The following is a 24,311-nucleotide window of genomic DNA, read 5'->3' as shown; positions in this document are numbered from 1 at the left end:
AATTTAATAGAATCAAACCTATAAAAAAGCCCCGAATCTCGGGGCTTTTTTATTATCTTTCTCGTAGCGCTTCTTTGGCTTTATTAAATGGTTTAAGTAAGTAATCAAGTACTGTTTTTTGACCAGTACGAATATCTACTGTTGCCACCATACCCGGTGTAATACCAAACGCTTTACCTTCTTTATTGTAAAGTTTATCGGAATCAGTGCGGATATAAACACGATAATAGAATTGGTCCTGTTTCACTTCATCACGAATGGTATCTGGTGAAATAACCGTAACCTTCCCTTTTAAACCACCATAAATTGAGTAGTCATAGGCAGTGATCTTAACCAGTGCTTCTTGTCCCGGACGAATAAAGGCAATGTCACGCGGTAAAATACGCGCTTCAATCAGCAGTTGTTCGTCAATCGGTACAATGGTCATTAGTTTACCGTTTTGTGGAACAACACCACCACGGGTAGTGACTGCAATTTCTTTTACAACACCACGTACCGGTGCTCTGAACACTGCACGATCTAAACTGTCACTACGACCCAGTACGATTTGTTGTTGCGTTTCGCTATCGGTATTGGCTTTCGATAACTCTTCACGGGCTTTCACATAGTACTGGTTCTGTGCATCATTCATTTTGTTTTGCAAATCATTTGCTTCACGACGTAAACGTAAAACCTCAACCTCACTAGCTGCACCTTTAGCCACCAGCGGTTCTGTCATTGCTAGTTCTTGTTGCACAAGTTGTAACGCCTGTCTTAAACCTGCAAGCGTTTGTTCAAGATCAGCTCGACGTGAGCGATATAATGCAGTTTCTTCTTGTACTAACTTTGGTTCTTTCATCACAATTTCAGGAAAAACCAAAGGTGTGCCATTTACTTCCGCACGCAAACGCGCTGCTGTCGCTTGAGCAGAGATCAGTAAAGATCTTGATTCACCAACATTAGAGGCAAAACGGGTTGGATCGAGCTGCGCAAGAATTTCGCCTTTTTGAACAATATCGCCTTCTTGTACATTCAGCTTGGTTAAAATACCGCCTTCTAAAGACTGGATGACCTGCTCTTTAGATGATGGAATGACTTTACCTGTACCGGTAGAAACTTCTTCAAGCTTAAATACCCAAGCCCAGATAAAGAAAATAACTAAGCCAATGCCCACAATCCAGATTACTAAGCTCGCACGTGGTAAGGGTGGCTCACTATAAGAGACATTCATTGAACGGGTGAGTTGTTGTTCTTGTTGTGGTTCGCTCATGAATTACCCCCTTGGCTCACTTGTTTTTGTTGGGCTGTTGATTGATTGAGTACCTGATCTCTTGGACCGTCCATCACGATTTTGCCTTCGTTAACGACAATAATACGATCCACCAGTTCTAAAACAGCACGGCGGTGGGTCGCAACGACCAAAGTACGATGTGCTAGCCAACCTTTTAAATGATCAATCAGTTGTTTCTCTGCCACGTCATCAATGGCTGCTGTCGGTTCGTCTAACAATAAAATGTTAGGTTGACGAATCAACAAACGAGCCAGTAACAACGCTTGTTTCTGACCACCAGAGAAACCAACACCACCTTCTAAAATCAGATGATCTAACCCTTCTTTTTTCTCTTGAACAAAAGGTAATGCACCAGTCACCACTAAAGCTCGAAGAATCTCTTCATCCGTTGCAAGCGGCGCGCCTAAAGTGAGGTTTTCACGAATCGTACCGTAGAAAAGATGCGCATTCTGGTTAAGTAAGCCCATATCACGACGTACATCAGACGGATCAATTAATGAAAGATCGAGACCATCTAAATGTACTGCGCCTTGAGTTGGAACTTGCATACCAGATAGAAGCTGGAGCAGTGTCGATTTACCTGCACCGTTACGCCCCAATATGGCAATTTTTTCACCAGCGCGAATTTTTAAATGACGGATTGCCAAACTTGGTTTCGGGTCTTCTTCGCCATACTGGAATAAGACATTTTTTAATTCATAGTCGCCATTTAAAACTGCTTTGTGTACCAGATGCGAACGGTCAGCCTGATCAATCGGACGCTGCATGAGTTCATCAAGGCTTTGTTTTGCGACTTTTGCTTGCTGTAAACGACCCAAAACACCTGTAATCTGTGCAATAGGTGCCAACATACGTGAAGATAGAATGGAGCAAGCTACTAACGCCCCTGTAGTCATTTCACCGTCCATTACGGCAAAACATCCTACCAACACCACAATTGCATAGGTCAAACCTTGAAGCATTTGAGTCCATGCCATTAAGGTACCGACAATTTTACGCTGTCTCATCCCGATATCGGCTGAAACTTCATTCATGTGGTTCCACTGGTTTTGGAAACGTGATTCAGCACGCAATAGCTTAATATCTTCGATGCCCTGCACCGCTTCGACAAGAATTGCGTTACGGATTGAAGACTCTCTCATGCCCTCTTGTGCGAGTTGCGCTAGCTTCTTTTGCACCAGAATACCCGGCAAAAGCATAAGTGGCACAACCAGCAACATCACCCAAAATAGCTTTCCGCCAATAATCGCAAAAATGATCAGGAAAAGGAAAAAGAATGGGAAATCAGCAATAGCACTAATGGTGGTTGAAGTCACCAGTTCACGAACACCTTCGAGCTCACGAATCTGGGAAATAAAACTACCGGTAGACTTTGAACGGTCTTTATTTTTGATGCGTAAGGCATGACCAAATACACGGTCAGACACCCGTAAGTCAGCACGTTTACCAATAATATCGGATAAATATACCCGTGATATACGCAAGGTAAACTCAAAAAGTGCTGCAATGAGCACACCACCTGCCAACACCCATAAAGTCGGGATAGACTGAGATGGTACAACACGGTCATACACTTGCATTGAAAAAATAATGGTTGCCAGTGCCAAGACATTGGCAATGAGTGAGGCAAACATAATATCAACGTAGCGCTTCCAGTCTCTTAGAACAATCGACCAGAACCAGCTTGCTTCGTACGGTTTGATATATTCGTCAATACGCGCATCGGGAATAGACGTTTCAGGACGCAGAATATAGACATTCTTAATTGTTGTTTTTAAGACATCTAAGCTTAAATTTTGGGAAAGGCCATGATCTCCACTAAACTGGATACTGACATTTCCTTGAGTATCAGCCTTATCAATTACACCAACTTGTCCGTCATTAAACTCGACCATGACAGGTAAACGCCATGGGTTGAGCAACTCTAAAGAAAACGGCACTTTACGTAAATTGAGTCCTACCTGACGTGTAATGAGCTGTAAAACATCATCAAGGTTTTGATTTTGGTTCCAGTCAAGTTGTAAACGAATCCTTTCTTCTGAAGGCTCAATTCTATAATGTTTAGCAATCGTTAAGACCGCCTGTAACCAGGGCTGGTAATTTATTTTTGTCATCATGGTTGTACTTCGAACCCCTGAATTGAAATATTATTTAAGTCATAAGCTTGGCGAGAACGTCCTGTTGCCGCAATGTACTGAACAATACTGCTGTAGATGTCATAACGTGCAGTTTCAAGTTCCGAATTAGCGCTATGAATTGCTTGTTCAGCATTCAGTAAGTCAACCAATGAACGGGTACCGAGTTTGTACTGCTCTTGATAAAGTTCGCGTGTACGAACTGTTGTCGCTTGGCGGTTTGCTAAAACCTGCATTTGACGTTGTTTATTTTCAATTTGTTCACGGCTAGTTCTAATCTGATCGAGCACATCCAGATACACAGAATTCACTTTAGATTTAGCGGCTTCTTCTGCATAACTTGCCATTTTTACTTGGGAAGAAACTGCCCCACCTTGATAAAACTGGCTGGTAGCTTCAAGCATGATGGAACTATATAAACCGTCGTCCTCATCATTGTTTGGGTTTTTTCCATTAATGGCCTGACTGACCGAACCTTTCACTGCCAAAGTTGGATAACGAGTTAAACGAGTCTGTTCCTTTTGAGCTTTAGCCACTTCAATACCCGCTTGTGCAGCGATCATTTTTGGAATGGTATTAAACTCAGGCTCACCATATAAATCAGATACTTTCACCAAATCATCTGAAATAATCCAACCTGTACGCGAAACATCAGCACCCAACAATGTTCTTAAATGTTGTTGGTACTGACGTAATAAAGATTGCTGTGCAATCAAACCGGACTGTGCAGCTTGTAAATAAGACTGAGCTTGGATCGGGTCAGCCTGACTGCTAATACCAGCATTTGCACGTAAATTAGCGATTTCCTGAATTCGCTGAATACCCGCAATTTGCTGCTCGGCAATTTTATTTAATTGGAGATAGCGCTGAATATTGATAATCGACTGAGCCACATCAAGTGCAATATCATCAATGCTGACCAACACATTCGCCTGCTCGACTTGGAGTTTAGCCTTCTCAACCGATACGCCTGATTTGACTTTACCAAAATCATAAAGCATTTGAGTTGCGTTTAAAGTCAATAACTGCCGACCACGTTCACCACTACTCAAGTCTCCTGTGGTAATACCACCTGAAATTTGAGGATAGTAACCTGCCTTCGCAACATCAATACCAGCGTTTTGGCCAGCTAGAGTTGAAATGGCTTGGGAAATATCAGGGTTACGCTGGATGGCGATTTTCACCGCTTCCTGTAGAGTCATTTTCCTTGATGGCAAATTTGAATAAGATGAAGCTGCTCTATCATTGAGCTGAACAGTCGGAAACTCCTGCACTCTAGAACGATCTAGCCTAAAATTACTCAACTCTTGCATCTTAGCGACTTTAAATTCATCACTACTTTTAGGGGCAAAAAGTTGTGATAAGTTGTCTTTTAATGTGTGATATTGCTCACTTGGTTTAGCGGCATATATCACCATCGGTACATGCAGTGAAGTTAAAAGCATCAACCCTTTCAGGAAAGCTGGCTTTTTACATGTCCTTTTTACTCTTCTCTGGTTATATCCAATCATGCTTGTCTTGTTGATCTTGTTTGTTATCGTTTAAAAGCTTTTACATTCTACATATTTTTTTGCATAAAGAAGCATAAATGCAGGAATAATTCACACATTACTTTTTCATCAACTAAAGATTCTAATTTATTGTTTTTAAAAAATAAATATAAAAAAACTAAAAAGAGGCACTAACCTCTTTTTAGCCAATCAGATTAACTTTTTTATTTAAACTGTAAAATCGTCGCCTAAATATACTTTACGGACTTGTTCATTATCCAAAATTTCTTGTGGAGTACCTTCCGCAATTACCGCACCTTCACTCACAATATACGCACGTTCACAGATTGCCAAAGTTTCACGTACGTTATGGTCTGTGATAAGCACACCAATACCACGATCTTTTAAGGTCTGGATAATATCTTTAATATCACCTACCGAAATTGGATCGACACCGGCAAACGGTTCATCAAGTAACATAAACTTAGGATCAGCAGCCAATGCACGTGCAATTTCAGCACGGCGACGCTCACCACCAGACACACTCATTCCCAATGAATCTTTAATATGACTGATTTTAAAGTCATTCAACAATTCAGTAAGACGTTGTTGGCGCTGCTGCTTATTTAAGTCTTTGCGTGTTTCTAAAATAGACATAATATTTTCAGCAATTGTCAGCTTTCTAAAAATAGAAGCTTCTTGCGGAAGATATCCGATTCCCTTACGTGCCCGTTCATGCATTGCTAAATCGGACATATCAAGATCATCAAGGTGAATTTCACCCTTGTCCATACGCACTAGCCCAACAACCATATAGAAGCTTGTTGTTTTTCCTGCTCCGTTAGGGCCAAGCAAACCAACAATCTGTCCACTTTGCATACTAAAAGATACGTCTTTGACGACCCAACGTTTACTATAGTTTTTTGCTAAGTGCTTAATACACAAAGTTTGGGGTTGAAGAGCTTGTTGCATTAGTCACGCGCTCCTGGGAAACTTTTTGAAGTTGATGGCGGAATAATAATTTGAACACGGTTTGATGATGAACCTTGAGCTTCGACATCGCCTTTGTTCATACTATATTTCAACGAGTTACCACGAATACTTGAACCATCTTGATATAGATATGCACCACCAGTCAAAGTAATAATACCTGTATCTGCATTATAAACAATGGTTTGACCCTCGCCTCGTGCAACGCCCTTGTCAGCACTAATTTGCTGTTGGAATTTAGACGGTCTACCTTTGGCAGTAATCGTTTGAATTTCACGTTTAGAGTTCAGCGTAGCAACAATCGAGTCGGCTTGAAGCTTCATCGTACCTTGCTCAATCACAACATTACCCGTATAGGTCGTCAAACCCGTTTTTTCATTATAAGTTGCACGATCTGCCACTAACGAAATTTGTTGATTACGGTCAGACGGTAAAGCAAAAGTCGAAGCAGATGATAAAGCAACGAATGTAATTACCGCAGCTTGTTTTAGGAAAGCTGAAGAACGTTTTAAATTAAGACTTTGGTACATACTTTCCTCGAATATTAAAAAATTCGTACTGACCATTATTCAAATTAGCTTTTAATCCTTTGCTGACAAAATCGCCTTGCGGAGATTGAACAACCACTTGGTGATCGGTTTCAATTTCTCTGGTTTTTGGATATCCGGTTAACTCATCAGTTTGGAATTCAATCTTCCCTTGTGGCGCCAGTTTGGTTGCGACCACATCACCCGATAAAATAACTTTACGGTTATCATCGTAGCCATTTGCCTGTTTTGCAAAGAACGTCGCATCAACTTTGCCATCTTTATACATCGAGGCATTAAGTTGATCCAACTTTGATGTTTTTTGTTGCATATCCTGTTCAAGCTGACGAACTTCAGCACGGATATACAAATTGCCTTGATCATCAGTTTGAGTCAAATGGACGCCCTGCGCTGAATATGTCATATTCTTCGCAGAACCAATGTCTAGTTTTTTTGCCTTGCCACTATAGTAGTAATAACCACCACTTATAGCAGCAACCACTACAGCAACAATTGATAAAACTCTGGTATCCATGAGCAGGAATAGCCTACCTTTTTAAGTAATCTTATTATTAATGCGGTACTGCAAGATATTTTTCAAGAAGTTCTTGGTAAATGCCTTTTGCGATCAGCAACATATCACAGACTTCACGCACAGCACCACGCCCACCCATCGACTGCGTAACCAAATGCGCACGGCGACGTACTTCTTCATGACCATTTGGCACAGTAACACTCATACCTGCGATTGCAAAAGCAGATAAATCAGGCCAATCATCGCCCATATACAAGCAATCTGACGGCAAAATATTAAACTGCGCACAAGCTTCACGAAGTGCTGAGCCTTTGTCTTCACGGCCTTGAAAAACGAGGTCTACACCTAAATCAGACATACGTTTTTCAACAATATTACTTTTTCGACCTGTAATAATGATAACTTTCATGCCGGCTTGCTGTGCAAGCTTCATTCCTAAACCATCACGAATATCGAATGATTTAATTTCATCGCCACTATTGGTTAACGTTACGAAGCCATCACTCAAAATACCATCAACATCCAGAACCAATGCCTGTAAATGACGTGCTTGTTCTAACAATGCATAAGATGCCATTGATTAATTTACCCCTGCCTGAATAAGGTCATGCATACTAATTACACCAATCACTTTGTTTTGGTCATCTACCACAACAAACTGACTAATTTTTTTCAGGTTCAGCTGTTGTAGAGCTTCTACCGCACGTGCTTCTTGAGAAATCGTTGATGGTTTTTTTGTCATCACTTCTGAAACAGGCAAATTCACATCAAAACCTTGCTGTTTATCAATTAAACGGCGCAAGTCACCATCGGTGAAAATACCAAGCAAATGTTCTTGTTCATCTACAATTGTCGTCAAGCCTAAACGTTTATTAGAAATTTCATAAAGCACTTGATTCATTGGTGTATCTGGTGAAACTTTTGGCAGTTCATCGCCTGTATGCATCAGATGTTTTACATGTAAAAGTAAGCGTTTACCCAACGCACCTGCTGGATGCGAACGAGCAAAATCATCTGCAGTAAAACCACGCGCTTCAAGTAAAGCGACAGCCAGTGCATCACCCAATACTAAAGTTGCTGTAGTACTCGACGTAGGCGCCAAACCTAATGGGCACGCTTCGTCAGACTCACCTAAAGTTAAAGCGATGTCGGCATTTTGTGGCATTGGGCCTTTATCATCACGGCTAATGGTAATAAGAGGAACGCCAAGATGTTTGATTAAAGGCATCAACATCATGATTTCATCACTTTTTCCAGAATTGGAAATCGCAATTAAAACATCACCACGAACCAGCATTCCCAAATCGCCATGTCCAGCTTCGCCTGGATGCATAAAGAAAGATGGTGTACCAGTTGAGGCGAAAGTTGCAGCCATTTTACGGCCAATATGCCCTGACTTACCCATGCCAGTGATCACAACACGACCTTTACACTGTAACAATATTTCACAAGCTCGGTTAAAACTGTCACCAATTTGTGTTGCTAACACGTCTAAGGCTTGTTGCTCAATACGCAATGTTGCTAATGCGCTGCTTTGGAAATCTGTAGGATTGGGCATACGAGTTTGACTCAAAATAATTGATCTGATCTCTTGTGAAGATCGGTGATTTTAATCAAAAGATTTGGGGGCATTCTAACATAACTCAATCATCTACACGTTTTTAAATGTATAAGATTTCACAAGCTTATAAAATTCTTGCATAAACCTTTGTGAAAAATGATGCATCAGTTATGATGTAACACTGTTTTTGTTGAGTGTTTGAAAACCCTTATGCAACCGTTTGTTTTATATAACTCTGAGCAACGAAAAAAAGTTGAATTTGTACCTCGCAAAGAAGGTCACATCGATATGTACGTCTGCGGTATGACCGTTTACGACTACTGTCATATCGGGCATGCTCGAGTTATGGTTGCATTTGACTACATTATTCGTTTCTTACGTAGTCAGGGCTGGAATGTTCGCTACATTCGCAACATTACCGACATTGACGACAAAATCATCAAACGTGCGAATGAGAATGGTGAAACAATCCAACAACTCACCACTCGTTTCATCGATGCAATGAATGAAGATGCAGCGAACCTAGGCTGTTTGGCTCCTGATGAAGCACCTAAAGCAACTGAATATATCGATCAGATGCAAAATATGATTGGCAATTTGGTGAATAAAGGCGCTGCTTACCCTGCTTCAAACGGCGATGTTTATTTTGAAGTGACCAAATTTGAAAAATATGGTCGCCTCTCTGGTCGTAAGCTTGATGATATGCAAGCTGGCGCAAGTGAGCGTGTTGATGTAGAAGTTGAAAAGAAACACCCTTTTGACTTTGTACTTTGGAAACATGCCAAAGAAAATGAACCATCTTGGGCATCTCCTTGGGGTAATGGCCGTCCGGGTTGGCATATTGAATGTTCTGCAATGTCGACTTGCTGCTTAGGCAATCACTTTGACATTCATGGTGGTGGTTCAGATTTAATGTTCCCGCACCATGAAAATGAAATTGCGCAAAGTGAAGCTTCGACTGGTGAGCAATATGTAAACTATTGGATGCATGTTGGCTTCATTAACGTTGACGGCGAAAAGATGTCTAAATCTTTAGGCAACTTCTTTACGATTCGTGACGTGATGGAGAAATTCCACCCTGAAGTGATCCGCTACTTTATTGTGTCTTCGCACTATCGTAGTCCTGTGAACTTCTCTGATGTGGCACTCAAAGAAGCAAAAACTTCTTTAACTCGCTTCTACCATTCATTTAAAGCTTACCAACAAGTGTACGGTCAGAAGACAACTGAAACACTTGATCAAAGCTTTATTGAGCGTTTTAACAATGCAATGTGTGATGACTTCAACACGGCCGAAGCAATGGCTGTATTGTTTGAACTCAATAAAGAGTTAAACCGTGCTGTAAAAGAAGAGCAAGCTGACCAAGCGACTGTACTTTATTCGACATTACGCCACCTCACCAATATTTTAGGTTTGGTACAACACAATGTAGATGATTTCTTAAAATCAGATATTGGACAAGAAGCGCTTGCTTTGTCTGATGCTGAAATTGAAGATTTTATTCAACAACGTGTTGATGCGAAAAAGGCAAAAGACTTTGCTAAAGCAGACGGTATTCGTCAGTCTTTACTCGACCAAGGTGTGGTACTTGAAGACACTCGCCAAGGTACAGTTTGGCGTCGTGCTGATTAAACGTTCAATTAGATCACAAGAGTGTTGACACTTTAATGAAACACTCTATAATGTGCTCACATTGCGGGAATAGCTCAGTTGGTAGAGCATAACCTTGCCAAGGTTGGGGTCGCGAGTTCGAGTCTCGTTTCCCGCTCCAAGATTTAAAAAACCACTTAATTCGAAAGAACTAGGTGGTTTTTTTTGTCTGGTAGTTATTCGCTTTGATTAATTAGACTATTCAACTAACCTATACTTTAAGTATTAAAAAAACCCACCAAAAGGCAGGTTTAGAATTAAATATTTAAAACACCGTAATTTTTAAGACCGATTTTTAAAGATCTAAACTTTTAAGTTCATAAAGGCGTTCTTTAGTTTTATCGGCTTCACAACTTAAAATAATTAAATGTGAACCTGCTCCCATTGCTTGAGATCCATAATACCCCATCAAACCAGAACATTGCTTTGTACGATAATCAAGCCAAGCCTTTTGGGAGTTTTCCAAACTGGCTTTCCCTTCACTATCCAAGTTTGAAGCTAATTTATTGTATATCTTATTCATTTTAGCTTTATCAGTTTTTAACTGTTTTTCAAAGCATTCAATATCAGAATAAACATTGCCAGTTTTACATTCTGCATGAGCAACCCCATAAAATAACACCAACAAAGCAAGCATGAGTTTCTTCATTTATATGACACCTTTCACATTTCTAACTATCTAAATCATTAAATTTTAATTATGACATGAAACAACTTTTATTCTTATCACAGATTTCAACTATTTAATTTTTTGATCATCAGATACTCCTAAAAATCCCTATAAATAGTAAAGTATAATTTTCATTCATATACCTATAAGTATTCATTTATAACTATTCTAATCAATTAAAAATATAATAGTAGCTTAGTAAATAAATAGACTTTTTTGGCTTTTGTATTTTTTAAAATCAAGTATAGATTTCTAAAAATCTCTAACTCTTTAGTAGCATTAATATTTACATCAATAAATTATTAAGATATATAATAATTCAAAAGTTATAAATTCAATTAATGCTCTTAAAAATCCAAACTTCAAAATAATGTAAATATTTTATTAAAAATAAATTATTTATTTTTTCAAATTATGATTTTGAGCACTAACGGAATTGTTTAGATATCTTCAATAGAGAGAAAAAATGCAACACATAAATCAACAGAATTTGGGCTTATTTTCAATCGCCGAAACTAATACAAATGATCTTCCAATGGGAGTACTTAGTGATGGAACTCCCTATCTTACTGTAAGGGGACTTGCAAAAGTTTGTGGTGTAGAACATACCTCAATATTACGGTTAGTCCAGAAATGGTCAGAAGAACAGCACACACCACGTGGAAGAAGAATACTAGATTTATTAGTTGCTCAAGATTACAACCAACCAGAATTGTATATTAATGCATCAAGTATTCATGGCAGCTTTTTCGCTATACCTGATGCAGTATGTATGGCAATCCTTGAATATTACTCATTTGATGCAGAGGAAACTAATAAAGAAATTGCAAGAACAAACTACCGTATTCTTGCTAGATCATCATTCAAGCTATATGTCTATAGTCAATGTAACTATAACCCAAATCAAAAAATTGATGACTCATGGCAAGCATTTCATGAGAGATTATTACTAAATGATAATATTCCAATTAACTATTTTTCGATCTTTAAAGAATTATCCACTGTTATCGTAAATATGATAAGAGGCGGCTGTAAAATTGATGATACAACTGTTCCAGATATTAGTGTGGGCCAAATATGGTCTTGATATTGGACACAAAATAAACTTGATGAAAGTTTTGGAGAAAGATGCAAATTTCCACATGTATACCCAGATACGTTTCGCCAATCATCAGGTGGTGAATATGAAGCATGGATTTATCCTGCAGATGCTTTAGGTGTATTTCGAAAGTGGTTATATGAAGTTTATTTAATGGAAAAATTTCCTAAATACTTAAATACTAAAGTAACCAGTGGTGCTATCGTAGCTCCTGATGCTTCAAAACTGTTAGATGTACTGCAAAAACCAGTATTGAATTCACAAACTAATCCTGACCTCTGAGAATTATTTAACTTATAAATTATTTATACGTCAATAATTGTAAAAAAACCATTAAACACTGTTAAAATATAACTTATTGTTATTTAATATTTATTATAGCCTTACCAACATTCAGGCTACAAGCCCTAGTCTCATTTAATGCTCCAAAATTAAAAAACCACCTAGTTTTAAAAATTAGGTGGTTTTTAGTATCGGTTAGTTAGCTAATTTCACTAACACCCTCACATATTTTTAGCTAATTCTTTTGCCAAACATTGTTCATGCCAAGTGGTTTGGAAGTTCTCGACAGCTTTTGATTTGATAAGAGGGTCTTCAAATAGCTTTGAAGAATATGCAGATTTGATAAGTTCTTGATAAAGTTGTTTGGCTTGTTGCTCTTCAAGATGATTGGCGATGTCATGTAACTCTTTAGCTGGCACTTCATGTTGTCTAGCATCCATCACGCCACTCGCTGCTCTTTTCACAGTTTCACAGTAATGAAGTTCCATTGCTTCTGATGCTGCATAACATTGAATTGAAATTGCGCTTATAAAGAGGAATATAAATCTCATAATCTCACCTTAATTTGACGCGCAAGGTTATCAACTAATCTGCCTAAATTTAAGTTAAAAAAGGTTATTTTTGTTTTGTCTTATTTTATTTCACCTTTTGCACTTCAGTATTAGAGGCTCTCAGCACTGTTCCATCTGCCGCGACTGGTGCCATAAATGGAATTTGCTGACCTGTATTTTTATCAATTAACAGCGAATGTCGCTCACCACTTTCAAATAGGTTCTGCTCTCCCCATTGTCGTAAAGCCACAATCACTGGGAACAAACTCTCCCCTTTAGCGGTCAATACATATTCTTGATAAGCCGTGCCATCTGAAGCATCTTGCAGTTCAAGAACACCTGCATCGACTAATTTTTTTAGGCGATCAGAAAGAATATTACGTGCTACTCCTAAGCTGCGCTGAAAATCTCCAAAACGGCGCATTCCATCAAAAGCATCACGCACAATAAGCAATGACCAACGATCTCCTATGAGATTGACACAGCGCGCAACAGGACAAGGTTCATCTTTCATCAGTGTAGAGTTCGCCATTGAGTTTCCTAACCAATTATCAGTAACAAGTTATCTAGTTGCATTTTAAAACCAGTCGATCTAACATTCAACTAGTTGCATTTTAAAACTAGATTGAATGGATTTAGGACAATGAAAGCTTCTCTTGCATCTTCAACTTCATTCTCCCAAAGTGATAAACCGCTTTCAAGCATGTCTCGTGGCGTAATCTTGCTATTTGCGATTGCTAGTGGTGCAAGCGTAGCAAATGTCTATTATGCCCAGCCCTTGCTCGACATTTTGGCCAAGGACTTTAATGTGAGTCATGCCGCCATTGGTGGTGTGGTGACCGCCACTCAAATAGGTTGTGCCCTAGCTTTAATCTTTTTAGTGCCGCTAGGTGATTTGGTAAATCGGCGTCGGTTAATGGCCCTACAGTTAATTGCCTTAATATCTGCATTGCTCGTGGTTGGCTTTGCTCACTCTACGATTATTCTTTTGGCAGGAATGCTTGCAGTGGGTTTACTCGGCACAGCCATGACACAAGGGCTTATTGCCTATGCTGCAAGTGCTGCTCTCCCACATGAGCAAGGCTATGTGGTCGGTACTGCACAAAGTGGTGTATTCATTGGTTTACTGCTTGCCCGTGTATTTTCAGGGGGAATAAGTGATGTGGCTGGTTGGCGCGGCGTGTACTTCTGTGCAGCCCTCATCATGCTCATGATTGCATTACCCCTTTGGAAACGCCTGCCTCATTTAAATATTCAACCCAGTGCCATGCGCTACCCGCAGCTTCTAGCCTCTATGTTGAAACTACTACGCCAAGAAAAAGTGCTCCAAGTGCGCGGTGTGTTAGCTTTACTCATGTTCGCGGCATTTAATATTTTCTGGAGCGCATTGGTACTGCCGTTAAGTGCCCCGCCTTATAGCTTCTCGCATACTGTAATTGGGTCTTTTGGACTCGTTGGAGTGATTGGTGCTTTGGCTGCTGCACGTGCGGGTTACTGGGCCGACCGCGGATATGCTCAGCGCACAAGCTTGGCGGCACTGTTAATATTACTGCTCGCATGGGGCCCACTTTCACTCATGGCCTACTCACTCTGGGCACTCATGATTGGCATCGTATTACTAGACTTGGGCGGGCAAGCTTTGCACGTGACCAACCAGAGTATGATTTTTCGCACTCGTCCTGAAGCGCATAGCCGTCTTGTTGGTCTATATATGCTCTTTTATGCGGTAGGTAGCGGATTGGGTGCAATCAGCACAACAGCGACTTATGCTTATGCAGGTTGGCTTGGCGTGTGTGCACTCGGTGCAGGCGTTAGCCTTTTGGCATTATTATTTTGGAGGATGACACGCCATATCGTGCCTCAAATCACTCATGAAAAAGATAACAATATACAAATAAATAAAATATAATAATCCAAAGTTTTATAAGCCCATGAATAAGAAAGTTTAGTCTTTAAATCTTAATTTCGAGCGGTAATAGAATGAAATCTTCTTTAACAATCTAAAGATTGATATGCAACTTTAGACAATTACTATCAAATATATGCAAATCCCTATAGGAACAAAATTGGGTATTAATAATAAATTGCTTTACACGGTTGTATTTGCCCTTGTTGCAGGATGCCACCAACAAGAAGCAAACGACAGTACCAATGCTGTGAAACTCCCAGCCTATCAGTACGATGGTTTCTCTGGTTCAGCACGCTTAAAAGGAAACTTGGAGTTAAAGCAAGGATGTCTTTATGTGAAAGATATACTCATTGTCTTTCCAGAACATAGCGCTCAGTGGGATGCTGAAAAAAGCACTTTAAGTTATAAAGGTCAGCAGATCGGCTTAGGGGGCATATTAGATATTGCTGGAGGAAGTGGTAATTTTGAGCAAGACAATCTACGCATTAAACATTTGAGTCCCATGTGTGATCATCAGAATATTTGGTTTGCTGGATAATCTTTTGTGAAAGTAAATTAAAAAAAGCCCCCGTCTGGGAGCTTTTTAAAATTCGTTTAGCAAGCTAAAACTTAACTTGGGTGAATTTCTGCCGTCAATCTTTGCAAGTCATGACCCGAAGGTGCTTGATAAACACGTAAGCCAAACTCGGGAAGAATCGCAATTAAATGGTCAAAAATATCTGACTGAATTGCTTCATAAGAAACCCATGCAATTGTGTTGGTAAATGCATAAATCTCTAGTGGCAAACCTTGGCTGGTCGGTTGTAACTGACGAACAATAATAGTTTGATTTTGAGCAATGCCCTTGTGCTGACGTAAGTAAAATTCAACATAGGCTCTAAATGTACCAATATTGGTTAGACGGCGCTTGTTGTAACGAGATTGATTGCTTAAATGCTTATTGAATTCTTCAATTTCAGAGTTCTTTGCATTTAAGTATTGATCTAACAATAAAAAGTCTTTGAGCTTTTGTTGTTCTTCATCACTCATGAAATGAACGCTACTTTGATCGATAAAAAGTGAGCGCTTCATTCGACGGCAACCCGAGTTGCTCATGCCTCGCCAGTTTTTGAATGTGTCGGTCACGAGCTTATTGGTTGGAATGGTGGTATAGGTTTTATCAAAGTTTTGAACAGTCACGGTATGCAGTGAAATATCAATTACATCACCATCTGCATTGAGTGATGGCATTTCAATCCAGTCTCCAATACGCACCATGTCATAAGAGGCAATTTGTACACTCGCCACCAAAGACAAAATGGTGTTTTGGAAAACCAGCATTAATACCGCTGCCATCGCACCGAAGCCTGCAAGTAAAGTGAACACATCCTTTTTAAGGAATGTTCCCAAAATCATGAGGCCACATACAACAAATAAAATGAGTTTAACCAGTTGTAAGTAACCTTTAATCGGCTTATTTCTAGATTTTGGATTACGCTGATAAATAAGGTTAAAGATGTTTAACAGCTCGCTGACCGTAAGCGCGAGTGTAAGAAAAATAAATGCTTGCGCTGCCATCTCTACAAAAGCAATAAACTTCGGAGATAGATGAGGAACCGTTGCAATACCATTCATAATCACAACGGCAGGAACAATATTTGCAAATTTCTTTATAACGCTATGCTGAGCGAAAATAGACTGATTTGGTGATTTTAGCTTTGTAACTAAATGACGAACGCCCCGAACAATAATGCGTTTGGCAATAAAATTTGCTATTGCAGCAAATAAAATCAAAATCGTGAGTGAAACCAACATTTCTAGCCAAGGATATTGACTTAACTCACCCCGAATATCGCGGAAAAAATTTAAAAAATCCAAACCTATACACCTTTAAAATTTCTTTTGTAGAATTTTAGGGGTTAAGAACGTTTCTCATAAGGTTTGTTTACATATGTAGTCATAAATACAACAACTAAGTTATATACCCTGCCCAAATTTAATTATGATCCGTTAATTTTAAAGCTTCATTTGCTTATGTTTTAGACCAATTATATAAGCTAGATCGGGCTTATCAGTTCATTTAGAATAAGGCGTTAAACGAATAATTCTGGTTTGAGTGAGTGAAATTTTCTGATTTTTTGACTTTTATTGGAACAGTCTGGTTTAGCTTATTGTTTATCTATATTGCTTGGATATTTTTTCTTAAAAGTCAGGTTCAAAGATTTTTAATTTATAAACGAGGAAAGATGACTTCTGCCGAGGTCGTATATTTTCAAGACTCATTAGCTAAGGTGCAATATCGCCCTTTATGTTATGTCAAATTGAAATTTCAAACTAAGCAAGGCCAAGTCATTACTGAAAATCTAAAGGTGCTTATTTCTAAGCAAGATCACTATAAATATAAAGTCGGTAGTATTATTAATATTAAATATGACCCTAAAAACTTAAAGAATATTTCGATATTGGGCGAAGTGATGATTTAGGTCATTAGAGATTATTTAAAAAGTAGGATAAACCTTGAGGTGCGCGTCCATTTAAACGACTACTTGTGGTTACTCGAACCAGATTACTCCAAGTAATATTACAACAATGCTTGATCAATTTTTTAATTAAAGACACGTCTTCATGACATGAAATAGGCTCAAAGCCACCGACCAAAAGATAGACCTCTGCACTAAAACTTAAATTTGCCCCGTGAATATGCTCGTGGTCCATCTGATCTTTATAGTGCGCTAAATATTTTTGCTGTTTCGTTATAGAGAGATGACTAAAATCGTCTAGCGTTACAGTGCCGCAAATTGCATCTGTGGGTTGGTGCTGGATTTGATAGCGCAGCCAATCTGGACTCACCACGGTGTCTGCATCGGTACATGCAATCCAAGTTACACCACGCCCGATTAAATGACGGATTCCTAAATCCCTCGCCTTGCCGACACATGCATAGTTGCATTCAATCCAGTTAATGTGATGGCTTTGTACAATCAACCGCGACTGATCTGTACAGCTATCGAGTACAACAAGCACTTCTACCTCATAACCACTAATGTTATCTATGGCGACCTGAATAGATTGCAAACAGGCCGATAGATAATACTCTTCGTTATGCGCTGGAATGACGATACCTATTTTCATCTTAGTTTTTCCTGCTGTGCTAAAGAGGAAGTGTTCGCCGTCCACAGATCAATCATAAAATCTGGATCGTTTAAACTGAGGTAGTGATGAAATGGGAAATGTTGCCGAAAAGCTTGATGGACTTGCTCTGCATTTAATTCAAAATCTTGAATTTCATGACGCCAGTGACAACACAGAATCTCGCCGTCATCATTTAAACTATGCTTTAATTTTTCAATAAACTGATGCAGTTCATCCTTGGATAAGTAATAGGCCATCTCACTAATTAATATCAGATCAAACTTTTGAATTGAGTAGTCTTCGGGTATTTTCCAGTTCTCAACCACAACATGCTCAAATTCTTTTAAACGCTTGGACGCCAAGCGAACAGCACTATCAGAGACGTCTATACACACTAACTCCTCGGCTCTTTGCGCCAAATGAAAACTTAAATGTCCATTTGAACAGCCGACTTCTAGCACCTTTAGGTAGCGGGGTTTTGTCAGCAGTGCGAGACAAATTTGTCTTTTACGAGCTTCATACCAATGAAAGTCGTAGCCCCATGGATCACTGTTATGACGATATAAATCTTCAAAGTACACGCGAGAATGAATCACTCAAATAAACCTCATAAGGCATTAAAAGACGATTAATCGCACTTGGAGATAGCACTGCGGCATTCCCCGTGCTTTCATCTGCTTCTAGTTGGGTTTTAAACTGCAAAATTGCTTGATGTTTTTTAGTTAGCTGTTCTTGTGTTAAGGAAAATGCTTTTGCTCGGTGCCAATCAATGCGTGGGTCTAAAGGCTCTGCCCAATGCCAAGCCCAGATTAATACGTGTAAACAAAGTAGTTGCTTAGCGGTTGCATAGGCTTGTACGGGTTTACCTACTGCTTCATGGTCTGGGTGACCATCAAATTCATAGCTACAAATTAGAATATCGTCGGCTTGAACTAACTTATCTAAACTCTGCCGCAGTTGATCAGTTTGCAAATGGATCTGGCCATCTAACAAATTAAGCTCTACACGCTCTGTTGACTCTGCTACGCCTAGACAATTTAAGGCTGCCAAGCTTTCTTGCGGACGAAGAATATTGAGCTGATCCGGAGGATATTTTGTAGAGTTAGGATGACTTTGGGTGCCGTTACTTACTGCTAAAACCAAAATCTTGCAGTTCAGTGCAATGAGCTGCTGCATTAATCCGCCACAGCCAAGTACTTCATCATCCGGATGTGGCGCAACAATTATCACTCTTTTTGAGCGAAATAGCTCAAGATCTAAAGCTGCTAACGGTTGTTCTTTAAATGCCTTTAACCATTGTTCTTTGGCTGTCCCCTCACCAAAAATAACGCGGTCTTCAACCAAAGGATGTTTTAAAGTTCCCATAGGCTTTGCTCCGATAAACAGAGTTCCGCAATTTGTTCATAGTCAAACGCGGCATGACTTTGCCTGATAAACACAGGCAGATCAGCCATGAGCTGAGCAAATGTCGCATCTTCACAAAAAGGACGTGCACCCAAAGCTTTCCCTACTCGCTCAATAACGCTCAGGCAGCATTGTTCTGTTTGAGCACGTAATATGCGTATTTCCCGCTCATGACTTAGCGTTGGTTTATGGTCTATGAGCTTGGCCACATATTGAAAATATTGCTTGGTGATTTCTAGCTGTTGAGCGACCTCCCCTAAATACGATTTTTTATAAGGATTCGGATTTGCCTGACAGCTTTCTTGCAAAAAGTTAGCTAGGCGCACGGCGGCACCATACCAACACGCAGCAACACCTGCTGCACCATGCCAAAAACCTGGGCGTTTTAAATAACTATTTGGCTGACCAATCAATTTAGTAGGTGTATTTTTAAAAGTTACTTGCGCAGTCTGTGTCGCATGCATGCCTACAGCGTGCCAGTGGCTTAAATCGGTTGTAATGGAGGGATGACTTAAGTCAACAATACAAAGCTGCGCCAGCCCTTGCTGATCTTTATAACTTATTAAAGCTTTTTGAATAAACTCTGCGCCAGAGCACCAAGGTTTTATACCATTACAAAGATTGTCTTTTATTTGCAATGGTCCTGGTCCACCGTCTGCTGCCCAAACTGCCCAAGTCTGGTCATCTATTTCTTGCTGATAGCCCAATTCATTTAAAATGCTTAAAGCATCACAATGAGACTCAAATAGCTTAGCTAGACTTAAGTCGACTCCAGCAATCTGCGCAAAAAGTTGCCAACGTTGATAGGTTTGACCCGAAGCTGGATGAGGCAAATTTTGAGTTAAATTTACAAGCTGAAAAAGTAAATTTATACGAAGCTTACTTTTATCTTCAGCTAGGGCAGCTTCAAATTCACTCAAACTGCTCAGTATCGTTATGTTTATAGGTATTTTAATATTCATTGCAAATAATTATTTATAAGACTTAACCCAACCATAACTAAAGATTTCTGTTTAGATAAACATATAAATTGTAATAAAAAGAAAAATATTATTAGTTTTATATCTAATTATTTCATTGTTACTCAAATATCACGGTTAAGTGAACTTATAATCCGATCATGTAAGGTTTATTAAAAACTCAACATTTAATCGATTATTTAAAGTAGTTTAGTTCTTACCGTTTTTCTATTTCCAAAGAAGAGGTCTAAAATGAACACTTTAAATATTAATGATATTAAAAAACACGCAGATGTTATTGCTTCTTGTGGTACTAAAGTAGGTACTGTCGATCATCTCGATGGTGAAAACCAGTTAAAACTTACCCGAAACGAAAGTGGTCAACATCACCTCATTCCTACTGGATGGATTGGTGAGGTAAAAGAAGACCAAGTTATTCTGAATAAAAACTCAGAAGAAGTTAAAGATCAGTGGCAAGCGATCTAAACTTCTAAGTAAGCTAGCTAGTTTTAGCTAGATTAAAATAAAATAAATTTATAACTAAAAATTTAAATTATAAAAACTAAAGCTCCTTTTTATTAAGGAGCTTTTTTATTCATCTCATATTTAAAATAAATAAAGCTTACCCTCGTGTTGTGTTAAATATACCCAATCTTTAACAGAGTTGCTTTTATCTCTATAAACCTTTTTGAGACTCATTTTGTCCCTTAAGCACATGGTGATCAATTTTACTTAATGCTAAAAATTGTCCATTCGCATTAAATGAACAATTATGAATAGGGTGACATATATGATCACAGGGAATCATCAGCTTAAAGCAAGAAAGGTCCATTTCGATTTTACCGAATCATCGGTCTGTTGGATGCCGAATGATCCTCTATGCTCGCATGTCGCCAATGGCATCAACATGCTCTTGCCCGCTGGTGAATTTTGGTTTTGCCGTGTGTTTAATAAAACCCTGCCCTTAATTACCGATGAAACATTAAAACAAGAAGTGATTGGATTTGTCCGTCAAGAAGCTGCTCATGCACGTGCCCATGAAAAAGCACAGGACTTCTTACGTGAAAATGGTTACGACATTCAAGAAACACTCAACCGTGCCCATTTTGTTTTTAATATTTTGTTGGGTGACAAACCTTTAGGCATACCATTTTTAAAAGGCGAAAAGCTTGATGAATATTGGTTACTTTTCCGAGTGGGCGTGATTGCTGCAATCGAGCACTTTACGGGAACCATTGGTCAATGGACGCTGGACAGTAAGACTTGGGACCAAGCTGACCCTGCTATGGCAGATTTGTTCCGTTGGCATTTGGCTGAAGAAGTTGAACATCGCTGTGTTGCTTACGATTTATTTGAGCACCTTTTAACAAACAAGTTTGGGTTTTATGTATCGCGCCAAGTGATTATGGCGGCGGGTTTCCCACTGTTTATTTACTTCCTTGCTGACTTTGCCCGTAGTTTAGGTAAGCAAGATTTAGAGCATGAAGATATTCAAAAATTGATGCGCCGTGGCTACTTCAAAATTATTCGTGAATTTGAAAAAACTGCGACTCGCTCAGACAACTTACCGACCATTAAATATTTGTGGAAAGCGACATTAAGATGGGCTTCTCCAAAATTTAACCCAATTCATGAGGGAGACACCGAGCAAGCTTTAGCTTATATGGCTCGCTCGCCTGCGGTTCAATATTTTGAAGGAATGGCGCAGGCCGCAAAACCTGTGTAATCAAGCTAAACGCTTATTTAAATACAAAGTAAAGCCTCTTTTTGAGAGGCTTTCTTTCGTTTAAGTGTTATCTAGATCGACACAGATTAAAAAGAAACAATCGAACTAGCGCGCTTTCATCAATGCTGTTTTTTTCAAAAAGTCGGAACATCGCCCCGTCAATCATGCATAAAAACATGTAAGCATCTTCAATCGAAGCCGTAGTTTTGACAGTTAAAAGTAGTTTATAAATTTCATTGATGAGCCAAGTTCGGTACTCAATCGTAACGCCATAGGCCTTGGGATAGACTCTTTTGATTTCAAACAATGCCTTAAAGGGTAAATGATATGGCCCTTCTAAACTCGCATGTAAAAAATAAATTTGCTTAAGTTTATCCAGCACCATGAGTTCATTGTAAGAATAGAGAATTGAAAACACTTTGTCTTTTAGCGTGTCTTTTTGGAAACTGATACACCTCTCGATTAGCCGTTCTTTTGAGTGAAAGGCATTATAAAAAGTGGCTTTGGAAACCTTGGCTTCACTAATAATTCGGTCAACACCGACCTTATGAAACCCATATTGATTAAATAAGTCTTTTGCCGCGTGAAGCACTTTTAATGCTCTAAATGAAGATTGTAAATTTGGCATAGATATACCGCTTAAAATAATTTTTTGTTGTATGTAAATGAGATAGAAATGCCGTCACTCTTAAAATGAGTGCTAAAAACAGGCATGCAAAAGCCGCACAAAATGGCGTGCTGACCTATCTCAAGTTTTATAGTTGCTGTGTTTTAGATTCTTAAGGTGTAGAAAACCTAGAGTCGATTAAACCAATTTATAGAGTATTTAAACGGTATAAATAGTGAGACTTTGGCGTAGGTCAATTTAGAAAAAGTAGGCATGAATGAAATCCTATATGCATAAAATTTCTGCCAATCACTGCTAAATGATTATGGTGGCAGAACGAAAGAGGGTTAGCAGACTGGGCATATAGAACCAGCACGCACAAGGCGTCCCCCTTCCGTCCTGAACTGCACCCCATAAGTTAGACTTTTAAAACTTATGAGGTGTGCTCTATGCCAATTCCGAAGCATTCAAAAGAGTTAAAATTAAAAGTCATTCAAGCTTATTTAGAGGGAAGTAAAGGATATAAAATCCTTTCACAAGAATTTAATGTAGATCTCCAAACCATCCGCTTATGGATTGAAAACTATAAGGCACAAGGTGAAGATGGCCTGAATGTTAAAACTAAAAAAACCTACTACTCTTCCGAATTTAAAATCAAGGCTGTACAAATGCTTCTTGATAAGATACCGGTAAGAGAAGTTAGAAGACGGTTAAATCTGAGCGGGACGTCAATTTTAAGAAGGTGGCTAGCTCAGTATCATAAAGAAGGGATTGCTGGGTTTAATACCACGAGGATTTATACCAATATGCTTAAACAAGATAAAACTAAAATAACCAAGTCTGTAAAAGATGACAAAGATAAATCTCAGCAGGAGCTCATTGATGAAGTGACCGCTTTACGAGCAGAGGTTGCCTTTTTAAAAAAGCTAAAAGCCTTAAAACTGAAGCAACGTACCTAAATTCAATTTCTACTGCAGACAGTGTTCAAGTTATTTCAGAATTAAGGCAAATTTATCCATTAAAGCTCTTACTCAGTATTGCCAAGATCGCTCGTAGTACTTATTTCTATCACATGAAAGCTGTACGCTCTAAGGATAAATATACTGAGTTAAAACAGCAGATCAAGTCCATATATCACAAGCATAAGGGATGCTATGGCTATCGTAGAATTACTCTTGCTCTGAAAAGTACAGGAATAATAATCAACCATAAATGTGTATATCGTCTTATGAAAACTATGGGACTTAAATCACGTATCAGAGCACTAAAATATCGCTCATATAAAAGTGGTTGTGTCGGGATGGTGGCCGATAACATTATGCAACGGCAATTTAAAGCGAACCGTCCCAACCAGAAATGGGCAACTGATGTGACGGAATTTAATGTTAACGGTGAAAAACTTTATCTATCACCAATTATAGATTTATTTAATGGGGAAATTATTACCTTCCGGATCCAACGTAAACTCAATTATGAGTTAGTGAAAGATATGCTCATTCATGCTTTAGCTAAACTTAAGCGACATGAGAAACCAATTCTCCATTCAGATCAAGGATGGCAATATCAAATGGCTCATTATCAACAGCAATTAAAGCAACATGGTTTAATTCAAAGTATGTCTCGTAAAGGAAATTGCTTAGATAATGCTGTAATAGAAAGCTTCTTTGGAATATTAAAATCGGAGTGCTTTCATGGTGAAAAATTTCAATCAACTGATGAGTTAGAGAAAACTATACGAGAGTACATTCATTATTATAATCATGAGAGAATCAAGGTGAAGCTACAAGGTTTATCCCCTGTACAATATAGAAACCAGTTTTTAAAAACTGCTTAAC

26 protein-coding genes and 1 tRNA gene are annotated in these 24,311 nt (G+C 38.9%); 10 read left to right on the top strand and 17 right to left on the bottom strand.

Annotated features, from left to right (window positions below):
- Positions 1-52: 52 nt before the first annotated feature.
- The 8 genes from J655_RS21230 to J655_RS21195 all read right to left on the bottom strand — a co-directional run bounded on the left by J655_RS21230 (position 53) and on the right by J655_RS21195 (position 8,505).
- Positions 53-1,249 carry an HlyD family efflux transporter periplasmic adaptor subunit gene (locus J655_RS21230; protein ID WP_005076849.1) on the bottom strand — a complete coding sequence of 399 codons (1,197 nt, stop codon included), beginning with the start codon at positions 1,247-1,249 and terminating at the stop codon, positions 53-55.
- On the bottom strand, positions 1,246-3,387 hold the full coding sequence (locus J655_RS21225) for a type I secretion system permease/ATPase (protein ID WP_032053054.1): 2,142 nt from the start codon (positions 3,385-3,387) through the stop codon (positions 1,246-1,248). The genes J655_RS21230 and J655_RS21225 overlap by 4 nt, the downstream gene beginning before the upstream one ends.
- Positions 3,384-4,850 carry a TolC family protein gene (locus J655_RS25805; RefSeq protein ID WP_017481420.1) on the bottom strand — a complete coding sequence of 489 codons (1,467 nt, stop codon included), beginning with the start codon at positions 4,848-4,850 and terminating at the stop codon, positions 3,384-3,386. The genes J655_RS21225 and J655_RS25805 overlap by 4 nt, the downstream gene beginning before the upstream one ends.
- Positions 4,851-5,123: 273 nt before the next feature.
- A complete protein-coding gene (gene lptB / locus J655_RS21215; RefSeq protein WP_002122331.1) occupies positions 5,124-5,867 on the bottom strand; it encodes an LPS export ABC transporter ATP-binding protein in 744 nt (247 codons plus the stop codon).
- Positions 5,867-6,415 carry a lipopolysaccharide transport periplasmic protein LptA gene (gene lptA, locus J655_RS21210; protein ID WP_016144762.1) on the bottom strand — a complete coding sequence of 183 codons (549 nt, stop codon included), beginning with the start codon at positions 6,413-6,415 and terminating at the stop codon, positions 5,867-5,869. The genes lptB and lptA overlap by 1 nt, the downstream gene beginning before the upstream one ends.
- Positions 6,399-6,947 (bottom strand): LPS export ABC transporter periplasmic protein LptC, encoded by a 549-nt coding sequence (gene lptC, locus J655_RS21205; RefSeq protein ID WP_032007582.1) that lies wholly within the window; start codon positions 6,945-6,947, stop codon positions 6,399-6,401. Before lptC ends, lptA begins: the two co-directional genes overlap by 17 nt.
- 37 nt (positions 6,948-6,984) lie before the next feature.
- Complete coding sequence (locus tag J655_RS21200; protein WP_002122322.1) at positions 6,985-7,524, bottom strand: KdsC family phosphatase; 540 nt, start codon at positions 7,522-7,524, stop codon at positions 6,985-6,987.
- Positions 7,525-7,527: 3 nt separating this feature from the next.
- Positions 7,528-8,505 carry a KpsF/GutQ family sugar-phosphate isomerase gene (locus J655_RS21195; RefSeq protein ID WP_002122342.1) on the bottom strand — a complete coding sequence of 326 codons (978 nt, stop codon included), beginning with the start codon at positions 8,503-8,505 and terminating at the stop codon, positions 7,528-7,530.
- A gap of 213 nt (positions 8,506-8,718) precedes the next feature.
- On the opposite strand from J655_RS21195, the gene cysS reads away from it, so the two are divergent.
- Together cysS and J655_RS21185 are read left to right on the top strand one after the other, a co-directional pair.
- On the top strand, positions 8,719-10,140 hold the full coding sequence (cysS, locus tag J655_RS21190) for a cysteine--tRNA ligase (RefSeq protein ID WP_032053050.1): 1,422 nt from the start codon (positions 8,719-8,721) through the stop codon (positions 10,138-10,140).
- Positions 10,141-10,203: 63 nt separating this feature from the next.
- Positions 10,204-10,279: transfer RNA gene (locus J655_RS21185), tRNA-Gly, on the top strand.
- A gap of 174 nt (positions 10,280-10,453) precedes the next feature.
- On the opposite strand, the gene J655_RS21180 is transcribed toward J655_RS21185, so the two are convergent.
- Positions 10,454-10,807 (bottom strand): lysozyme inhibitor LprI family protein, encoded by a 354-nt coding sequence (locus J655_RS21180; protein ID WP_050675397.1) that lies wholly within the window; start codon positions 10,805-10,807, stop codon positions 10,454-10,456.
- Positions 10,808-11,294: 487 nt separating this feature from the next.
- Between J655_RS21180 and J655_RS25605 the strand changes: the two genes are divergently transcribed.
- Entirely contained in the window at positions 11,295-11,915 is a 621-nt protein-coding gene (locus J655_RS25605; protein ID WP_228132277.1) for a hypothetical protein, read from the top strand.
- A 515-nt stretch (positions 11,916-12,430) separates the two neighbouring features.
- On the opposite strand, the gene J655_RS21175 is transcribed toward J655_RS25605, so the two are convergent.
- Together J655_RS21175 and J655_RS21170 are read right to left on the bottom strand one after the other, a co-directional pair.
- Positions 12,431-12,760, bottom strand: a complete 330-nt coding sequence (locus J655_RS21175; protein ID WP_032053046.1) for a hypothetical protein — start codon at positions 12,758-12,760, stop codon at positions 12,431-12,433.
- An 85-nt stretch (positions 12,761-12,845) separates the two neighbouring features.
- Positions 12,846-13,292, bottom strand: coding sequence for a winged helix-turn-helix transcriptional regulator (locus J655_RS21170; protein WP_032053044.1), 447 nt, complete (start codon positions 13,290-13,292; stop codon positions 12,846-12,848).
- 111 nt (positions 13,293-13,403) lie between these two features.
- Between J655_RS21170 and J655_RS21165 the strand changes: the two genes are divergently transcribed.
- A complete protein-coding gene (locus tag J655_RS21165) occupies positions 13,404-14,669 on the top strand; it encodes an MFS transporter (protein WP_032053043.1) in 1,266 nt (421 codons plus the stop codon).
- Positions 14,670-14,802: 133 nt separating this feature from the next.
- Complete coding sequence (locus J655_RS21160; RefSeq protein WP_014206249.1) at positions 14,803-15,207, top strand: hypothetical protein; 405 nt, start codon at positions 14,803-14,805, stop codon at positions 15,205-15,207.
- A 71-nt stretch (positions 15,208-15,278) separates the two neighbouring features.
- Here J655_RS21160 and J655_RS21155 read toward each other — a convergent pair whose 3' ends face one another.
- Positions 15,279-16,526, bottom strand: coding sequence for a mechanosensitive ion channel family protein (locus tag J655_RS21155; protein WP_005070199.1), 1,248 nt, complete (start codon positions 16,524-16,526; stop codon positions 15,279-15,281).
- Between the two features lie 242 nt (positions 16,527-16,768).
- Here J655_RS21155 and J655_RS0104780 point away from each other — a divergent pair, with 242 nt between their 5' ends.
- Positions 16,769-17,131, top strand: a complete 363-nt coding sequence (locus J655_RS0104780) for a DUF3592 domain-containing protein (RefSeq protein WP_032053040.1) — start codon at positions 16,769-16,771, stop codon at positions 17,129-17,131.
- A 4-nt stretch (positions 17,132-17,135) separates the two neighbouring features.
- On the opposite strand, the gene J655_RS21150 is transcribed toward J655_RS0104780, so the two are convergent.
- From J655_RS21150 to J655_RS21135, 4 genes are read right to left on the bottom strand one after another with little or no spacing between them, the layout of a single operon-like run.
- On the bottom strand, positions 17,136-17,780 hold the full coding sequence (locus J655_RS21150; protein ID WP_032053038.1) for a glycosyltransferase: 645 nt from the start codon (positions 17,778-17,780) through the stop codon (positions 17,136-17,138).
- Complete coding sequence (locus tag J655_RS21145; protein WP_032053037.1) at positions 17,777-18,376, bottom strand: class I SAM-dependent methyltransferase; 600 nt, start codon at positions 18,374-18,376, stop codon at positions 17,777-17,779. Before J655_RS21145 ends, J655_RS21150 begins: the two co-directional genes overlap by 4 nt.
- Positions 18,351-19,145: a PIG-L deacetylase family protein gene (locus tag J655_RS21140; RefSeq protein WP_032053035.1), complete on the bottom strand. Its 795-nt coding sequence runs from the start codon at positions 19,143-19,145 to the stop codon at positions 18,351-18,353. The genes J655_RS21145 and J655_RS21140 overlap by 26 nt, the downstream gene beginning before the upstream one ends.
- Positions 19,133-20,146 (bottom strand): acyl-CoA/acyl-ACP dehydrogenase, encoded by a 1,014-nt coding sequence (locus J655_RS21135; RefSeq protein ID WP_032053033.1) that lies wholly within the window; start codon positions 20,144-20,146, stop codon positions 19,133-19,135. The genes J655_RS21140 and J655_RS21135 overlap by 13 nt, the downstream gene beginning before the upstream one ends.
- A 249-nt stretch (positions 20,147-20,395) precedes the next feature.
- Here J655_RS21135 and J655_RS21130 point away from each other — a divergent pair, with 249 nt between their 5' ends.
- Both J655_RS21130 and J655_RS21125 read left to right on the top strand, forming a co-directional pair.
- Complete coding sequence (locus tag J655_RS21130) at positions 20,396-20,629, top strand: DUF2171 domain-containing protein (protein WP_032053031.1); 234 nt, start codon at positions 20,396-20,398, stop codon at positions 20,627-20,629.
- Between the two features lie 304 nt (positions 20,630-20,933).
- Positions 20,934-21,869 carry a metal-dependent hydrolase gene (locus tag J655_RS21125; protein WP_032053029.1) on the top strand — a complete coding sequence of 312 codons (936 nt, stop codon included), beginning with the start codon at positions 20,934-20,936 and terminating at the stop codon, positions 21,867-21,869.
- A 67-nt stretch (positions 21,870-21,936) separates the two neighbouring features.
- On the opposite strand, the gene J655_RS21120 is transcribed toward J655_RS21125, so the two are convergent.
- The gene (locus J655_RS21120; RefSeq protein ID WP_032053027.1) at positions 21,937-22,497 is read right to left on the bottom strand and encodes a TetR/AcrR family transcriptional regulator; all 561 of its coding nucleotides are present in this window, start codon (positions 22,495-22,497) and stop codon (positions 21,937-21,939) included.
- Positions 22,498-22,925: 428 nt separating this feature from the next.
- Here J655_RS21120 and J655_RS25800 point away from each other — a divergent pair, with 428 nt between their 5' ends.
- Positions 22,926-23,435 carry a helix-turn-helix domain-containing protein gene (locus J655_RS25800; RefSeq protein ID WP_002120495.1) on the top strand — a complete coding sequence of 170 codons (510 nt, stop codon included), beginning with the start codon at positions 22,926-22,928 and terminating at the stop codon, positions 23,433-23,435.
- Between the two features lie 5 nt (positions 23,436-23,440).
- The gene (locus tag J655_RS25795) at positions 23,441-24,310 is read left to right on the top strand and encodes an IS3 family transposase (RefSeq protein ID WP_106405999.1); all 870 of its coding nucleotides are present in this window, start codon (positions 23,441-23,443) and stop codon (positions 24,308-24,310) included.
- The last annotated feature ends 1 nt before the right edge of the window (position 24,311 follow it).

This window comes from Acinetobacter sp. 1294243, from assembly GCF_000588015.1.
GTDB lineage: Bacteria > Pseudomonadota > Gammaproteobacteria > Pseudomonadales > Moraxellaceae > Acinetobacter > Acinetobacter pittii.
This window is presented reverse-complemented; position numbering and strand designations above follow the sequence as displayed.